Below are 6,148 nucleotides of genomic sequence, written 5' to 3'. Positions count from 1 at the left end.
CCGAAACGCAAGGCCGGCCCATGCCGCGCGCGACCACCGCCGCATGGCTCGTCATACCGCCGCGCGTCGTCAGGATAGCAACGGCCGAATGCATGCCGTTGATGTCTTCGGGGCTGGTCTCGATGCGCACCAGAACGACGTTCCGGCCGGCCTGACGCAGCGAAGCCGCTTCCTCGGAATTGAATACGACCTCACCCGAGGCCGCGCCGGGCGACGCCGGGAGCCCCGTCGCCAGCACATCGCGCGGTGCATCGGGATCGAGCGTCGGATGGAGCAACTGATCGAGCGAAGCCGGATCGACGCGCGCGATCGCCGTCTTCTCGTCGATCAGCCCCTCGCTCACCATTTCGACGGCGATCTTCAGCGCTGCCTTCGCCGTGCGCTTGCCGGCGCGGGTCTGCAACATCCAGAGCTTGCCATCCTGCACCGTGAACTCGACATCCTGCATGTCGGCATAATGCTTCTCGAGCCGGTCGAAGACGGCCGCAAGCTCGGCAAAGGCCTCGGGCATTATCTCTTCCATCGACGGCTTCTTGTCCTTCGCCGCCGCGCGCGCCTCTTTCGTCAGGCTTTGCGGGGTACGGATACCGGCGACGACATCTTCGCCCTGCGCGTTGACGAGAAACTCGCCGTAGTAGTCCTTCTCGCCGGTCGAGGGATTGCGCGTGAAGGCGACACCCGTCGCCGACGTCTCGCCCATATTGCCGAAGACCATCGCCTGGATGTTGACCGCCGTACCCCAGCTTTCGGGAATGTTGTGCAGGCGGCGATAGGTTTCGGCGCGGCGGTTGCGCCACGAGCCGAAAACCGCCGAGATCGCGCCCCAGAGCTGCTCGTTGACGTCCTGCGGGAAGGACCGTCCGAGTTCCTGTTCGACGCGCGCCTTGAAGAGCGTGACGATGCCCTTCCAGTCATCGGCCGAAAGCTCCGTGTCGAGACTGAACTCCTGCTCTTCCTTGAAGTATTCCAGTATTTCCTCGAAATTGTGATGCTCGACGCCCAGCACCACATCGGAATACATCGCAATGAAGCGGCGATAGCTGTCATAGGCAAAGCGTTCGTCGCCCGAACGTGCGGCAAGGCCTGCCGCCGTTTCGTCGTTGAGGCCGAGATTGAGCACCGTGTCCATCATGCCCGGCATCGAGGCGCGGGCACCGGAGCGCACCGACACAAGCAGCGGATTTTTCGCGTCGCCGAATGTCGCGCCCACGGCGCGGCCGACTTCGGCAAGTGCGGTTTCGGCCTGTTCCTTCAGGCCGCCGGGAAAGGCGCGGTCGTTTTCGTAGAAAGCGGTGCAGACTTCGGTGGTGATGGTGAAGCCCGGCGGAACCGGCAGGCCGATATTCGACATCTCGGCCAGATTGGCGCCCTTGCCGCCCAGCAGGTCGCGCAAGGAGGCACCCCCCTCCGCCTTGCCGTCGCCGAAGGAATAGACCCACTTCTTGTCCGTCATCGCACTCGCCTTTGGTTGGCTTTGCCGGGAGTCTAGCCCTCGACCTTCGAAAAATCCGCAACCTCGTGCAAGGCCGCACGTATCTGCGCCAGAAGCTTCAGACGATTGATGCGAAGCTTCGCATCGTCGGCATTCACCGTCACCTTGTCGAAAAAGGCGTCGACCGGCGCGCGGAGTTTCGCAAGCGCCGACATGGCGACGGCAAAATCCTCACGGGCAATCGCATGCGTCGCCTCGGCGCGGGCTTCCTCGATGCGGTCGAACAGCGCGCGCTCCTCATCCTGCGCGAAAAGTGCCGGATCGGGCAGGCCGCCATAGGTCGCCGTGTCCTTCTTTTCCTCGATATTGAGGATGTTGTTGGCGCGCTTGTAACCGGCCAACAGGTTTTTCCCGTCGTCGGTGCCAAGGAAATCCGACAGCGCCTCTACGCGCTTGACGATCAGCACAACATCGTCCTGCGCCTGACCCATCTCATTCAACGCAAAGACGGCGTCGACCAGATCGTGCCGCGCGCCGCGGTCGCGCAAATAGACTTTCAGGCGATCGGCGAAGAAGAAAAGGAGCCCGTGACCCTTGACGCCCGTGAGCGACAGCAAATTGATCCGAATATTGCTCTCGAGCAAGATACGAACGACGCCCAGCGCAGCCCGGCGAAGCGCAAACGGGTCTTTCGACCCGGTCGGCTTTTCATCGATCACCCAGAATCCGACCAGCGTATCGATCTTGTCGGCCAGCGCGACTATCTTGCCGAGCGGCGTCGCTGGCACGGCGTCTGTCGGGCCAAGCGGCGCATAGTGCTCGGCAATCGCCTGTGCGACCTCGTTTCCAAACCCGTCATTGCGTGCGTAATAGGCGCCCATCAGACCCTGCAACTCCGGAAACTCGCCGACCATGCCGGAGGTGAGATCGGCTTTGGCGAGACGGCCGGCAAGTTCCGCCTTGTTCGGATCGACACCCGGCACGAGTGCCGCCATTTCACGCGCCAGGTCCGCGATCCGCTCGGCCTTTTGGCGTACGGTGCCGAGCTTCGCGTGGAAGACGACTTCTTCCAGTTTCGGCAAACGGCTTTCCAGCGTCTGCTTGCGGTCCTGGTCCCAGAGGAAGCGCGCATCGGCGAAGCGGGCGCGCAGCACGCGTTCGTTGCCGTTGACGATGGCCTTGCCGCCGTCTTCCGCTTCGAGATTGGCAATGACGATAAAGCGCGGCGCGAGATTTCCCTGCTTGTCGACACAAGCGAAATATTTCTGGTTGGCGCGCATGGTGCTCGTCAACACCTCTTGCGGCACCGACATGAATTCGTCGTCGATCTTGCCCATCAGCGGCACCGGCCATTCGACGAGACCGGCGACTTCGGCGAGCAGCGTTTCGTCCTCAACGAGAACAAACCCTTCGGCTTCGGCCAGCGCCTTCGCGGCATCGTGAATGAAATGCGCGCGCTTGCCCGCATCGAGAACAACCTTCGCCTCGTTGAGCTTCATCTCGTAGCCGGCGAAGTCCTTCACCGTGAAAGCATCAGGCGACATGAAGCGGTGGCCGCGTGTCGCGTTGCCGGATTTGATGCCGTCGATCTCGAATGAAATCGTCTTGCCGCCAAGAATGCAGAGGATCGAATGCAGCGGGCGTACCCAGCGCAAGCTTCCCGATCCCCAACGCATCGATTTCGGCCAGGGGAAGGCGCGGATGACGGCGGGCACGATTTCGGCGATGACATCCACCGTCGCCCCACCCTTCTTTTCCGTCACCGCGACGTAGAAAGCACCCTTCTTGTCTTCCTGCACCGTCGCCTGATCGATGGACGTGAGGCCGGTCGCACGAAGAAAGCCGTCGATCGCCTGTTGCGGCGCGCCGACTTTGGGACCTTTGCGCTCTTCCTTCACATCCGGCGTCTTGTCCGGCAGTCCGTCGATAACGAGCGTCAGCCGGCGCGGCGTCGCATAGGCGCGCGCATTCCTGCCCTCCACGCCCGCTTCCTTCAGCGCGTCGGTGATGAGGCGCACGAGATCGTCGCTCGCACGTTTCTGCATCCGCGCCGGAATTTCCTCGGAGAAAAGTTCGAGAAGGAGTTCGCTCACACCCCGCCTCCTGCCGGCGTCTTCAACCAGGCTTCGGCGCAGGCTTTCGACAGCGTGCGGACACGGCCGATATAGGCCTGCCGTTCGGTGACCGAGATGACGCCGCGCGCATCAAGCAGGTTGAAGTTGTGGCTCGCCTTGATGACCTGGTCATAGGCCGGCAGCGGCAGCGGCTGGTCGCGATCCAGAAGCGCCGCGCATTCCTTTTCCGCGTCCTCGAAATGGCGGAACAGCATTTCGGTGTTCGCCGCCTCGAAGTTATACGCCGAGAACTCGACTTCGGCCTGATGGAAGACGTCGCCATAGCTGACGCGGTCGGCGCCCCTGGCACCGTTGAAGTCGAGCTCGTAGCCGTTGTCGACGCCCTGAATGTACATGGCGAGGCGTTCGAGGCCGTAGGTCAGCTCGCCCGATACCGGATTGCAGTCGAAGCCGCCGACCTGCTGGAAGTAGGTGAACTGCGATACTTCCATGCCGTCGCACCAGACTTCCCAGCCGAGGCCCCAGGCGCCCAGCGTCGGGCTTTCCCAGTCGTCCTCGACGAAGCGGATGTCGTGGTTCTTCACATCGACGCCGAGCTCCGCCAGGCTTTCGAGATAAAGCTCCTGCAGATTTTCGGGGTTCGGCTTCAGGATCACCTGAAACTGATAGTAGTGCTGGAAGCGATTGGGGTTCTCGCCGTAGCGACCGTCGGTCGGGCGGCGTGACGGCTGCACATAGGCCGCCTTCCAGGGCTTGGGGCCCAGCGCGCGCAAGGTCGTCGCCGGATGAAACGTGCCCGCGCCCATCGACATGTCGTAGGGCTGCAGGATCACGCAGCCCTGCCGCGCCCAATAGGCCTGCAGTTTCAGGATCAGGGACTGAAAGGAATGGTCGGGCTTCGCCGTCATTTTGGCCTGGTCCGCGTGTCGCGCCTCGCGCCCGTTGCGGGTGGCGGGCGCCGCCGCTCAAAGGCGCGCGCAAGGTAGCCGCGCCTCCCCGGAGGGTCAAGCAAACGGACGGCCCGCCGCCCGTTCGCGACCGGCAGTCAAGCTCAGGGAATCACTCGAAAATCAGATGTCGCGGCGGCTGTGGTCCGGCACATAGGTACCGTCGCCCCGGTCGCGTAGCGTGCCGAGATCGCGCGGCTCGACGCGGGCGCGCGGTTGCGCGCGGGCGAAGGCTTCCCGTTGCCGCTCGACCGAGCGCTGAAGCGCCTTGTACGCGGCATAAAAAGCCAGAATGAAAACGGCCGCGAAAACGATCTTGGTCATGGGACCGACCCTCTCGAATCCGCCGGGGAACGGCCCCGGCTTTCCGTATTAAAGGCCAAAACGGCTCCAAAGGGAACGCTTCTCGGCCGCGGCAATCAGTCCGTCGGCCAGTCCCGCCCCCATTTCAGCGGCAAATCCGCCGCCGATGGCCGGAAAAGAGGGCCAAAGCCTGCTCGATATGCCGCTGCCGGGCCGCCACCAGGGGGCCCGCTGCACCACCAGCCGCAGCTTCACCTTGTCGCCATAGAGGCCGCGCATGTGGGAGCGCAGATCGGCCAGACCGTCGATCAGGCCACGTGCCAGCGCGCCGCTGCCTGCCCAGAACTCGCCCGAGAAAATTGCGGGGTCGTCGGCCTTCAGCCGCTCGCCGCGGGCCTTCCGCACCAGCGATTTGAAATTCTCGTGCACCTCCTGTTGCAGCGCTTCGAGGCGCGCGACCTCATCGGGTTTTTCGGGCTGGAAGGGATCGAGCATTGCCTTGCTCTCGCCCGATGTGTGCACGCGGCGTTCGACGCCAAGCTTTTCGATCAGGCCGGTGAAGCCGAAGCCTGCCGAAACGACGCCGATCGAACCGATGACGGAGCTCTCATCGGCGTAGATCTCGTCGGCCGCGCAGGCGATCATGTAGCCGCCCGAGGCCGCCACATCCTCGGCGAAGGCATAAACCGGCAGGCTCTTCTCTTCGGCCAGCGCGCGGATACGCTTGTAAATCAGCGAAGATTGCACCGGCGATCCGCCCGGCGAATTGACGATCAGGGCCACGGCCCGTGCGTGCTTCATCGAAAAGGCCGCTTCGAGCGCCGGCGCGACGGCGGCAAGGTTCAGTCCGCCGCGCAACGGTTGGGTCGGGCCGATGATGCCCGAAAGCCGCACCACCGCCACGACCGGCCGCGGCGTCCAATCGGGGGCAATATGTTTGCGAAGGGGAGCAGGAAGAAACGGCGCTATGAGATTTTTCATGAAATTCCAGATAGGAACTCTTTGCGGCGACAGCAAGGCACGACCCGCGTCATCCCGGCTGGTCGAGCCGCAGCGCCTCGCCGCCGCGCAGGATCGCTTCGGCCCGGTCGGTGAAGCGGCCGTCGCGGCCATGCAGCACCAGCCCCGGACGGATGACCAGCGGCGCCCTGGAATCGCGCTGGCCCCGCACAATGATGCGCGAGGCGGATTTGCCGGAGGCCGGCCAGAGCGGAAAAACCTCTATGCCGCCGAGATGGCCGGTCATGACGGCCAGAAGGTCGGCCAACGCATCGGCGCGATGAATGAAGGTCACGGTGCCCTTGGGGCGCGCCAGCGTGCAGCAGAAGCGTACCCAGTCGTCGAGGTCGGAGCCGAGCGTCAAATGCGCCTGCGCCTTGCCGGCGTCGGGC

The 6,148-nt window shown here is 63.8% G+C and carries 5 protein-coding genes and 1 pseudogene; all 6 read right to left on the bottom strand.

Annotated features, from left to right (window positions below):
• Positions 1 to 1,453: pyruvate, phosphate dikinase (locus tag WEB61_RS15180; RefSeq protein WP_368065185.1), on the bottom strand; the 1,453-nt coding region annotated here is incomplete at its 3' end.
• Between the two features lie 32 nt (positions 1,454 to 1,485).
• A complete protein-coding gene (glyS, locus tag WEB61_RS15175; RefSeq protein ID WP_368065184.1) occupies positions 1,486 to 3,525 on the bottom strand; it encodes a glycine--tRNA ligase subunit beta in 2,040 nt (679 codons plus the stop codon).
• Positions 3,522 to 4,415 carry a glycine--tRNA ligase subunit alpha gene (locus WEB61_RS15170; RefSeq protein WP_368065183.1) on the bottom strand — a complete coding sequence of 298 codons (894 nt, stop codon included), beginning with the start codon at positions 4,413 to 4,415 and terminating at the stop codon, positions 3,522 to 3,524. The genes glyS and WEB61_RS15170 overlap by 4 nt, the downstream gene beginning before the upstream one ends.
• Before the next feature lie 162 nt (positions 4,416 to 4,577).
• Positions 4,578 to 4,778, bottom strand: a complete 201-nt coding sequence (locus WEB61_RS15165) for a hypothetical protein (RefSeq protein ID WP_368065182.1) — start codon at positions 4,776 to 4,778, stop codon at positions 4,578 to 4,580.
• Positions 4,779 to 4,826: 48 nt separating this feature from the next.
• Positions 4,827 to 5,738 carry a S49 family peptidase gene (locus tag WEB61_RS15160; RefSeq protein ID WP_368065181.1) on the bottom strand — a complete coding sequence of 304 codons (912 nt, stop codon included), beginning with the start codon at positions 5,736 to 5,738 and terminating at the stop codon, positions 4,827 to 4,829.
• Between the two features lie 49 nt (positions 5,739 to 5,787).
• Positions 5,788 to 6,148: pseudogene (locus tag WEB61_RS15155) on the bottom strand (methyltransferase); the annotation flags it as partial.

This window comes from Parvibaculum sp. (genome assembly GCF_040882025.1).
In the GTDB taxonomy this organism is placed as follows: Bacteria; Pseudomonadota; Alphaproteobacteria; order Parvibaculales; family Parvibaculaceae; genus Parvibaculum.
This window is presented reverse-complemented; position numbering and strand designations above follow the sequence as displayed.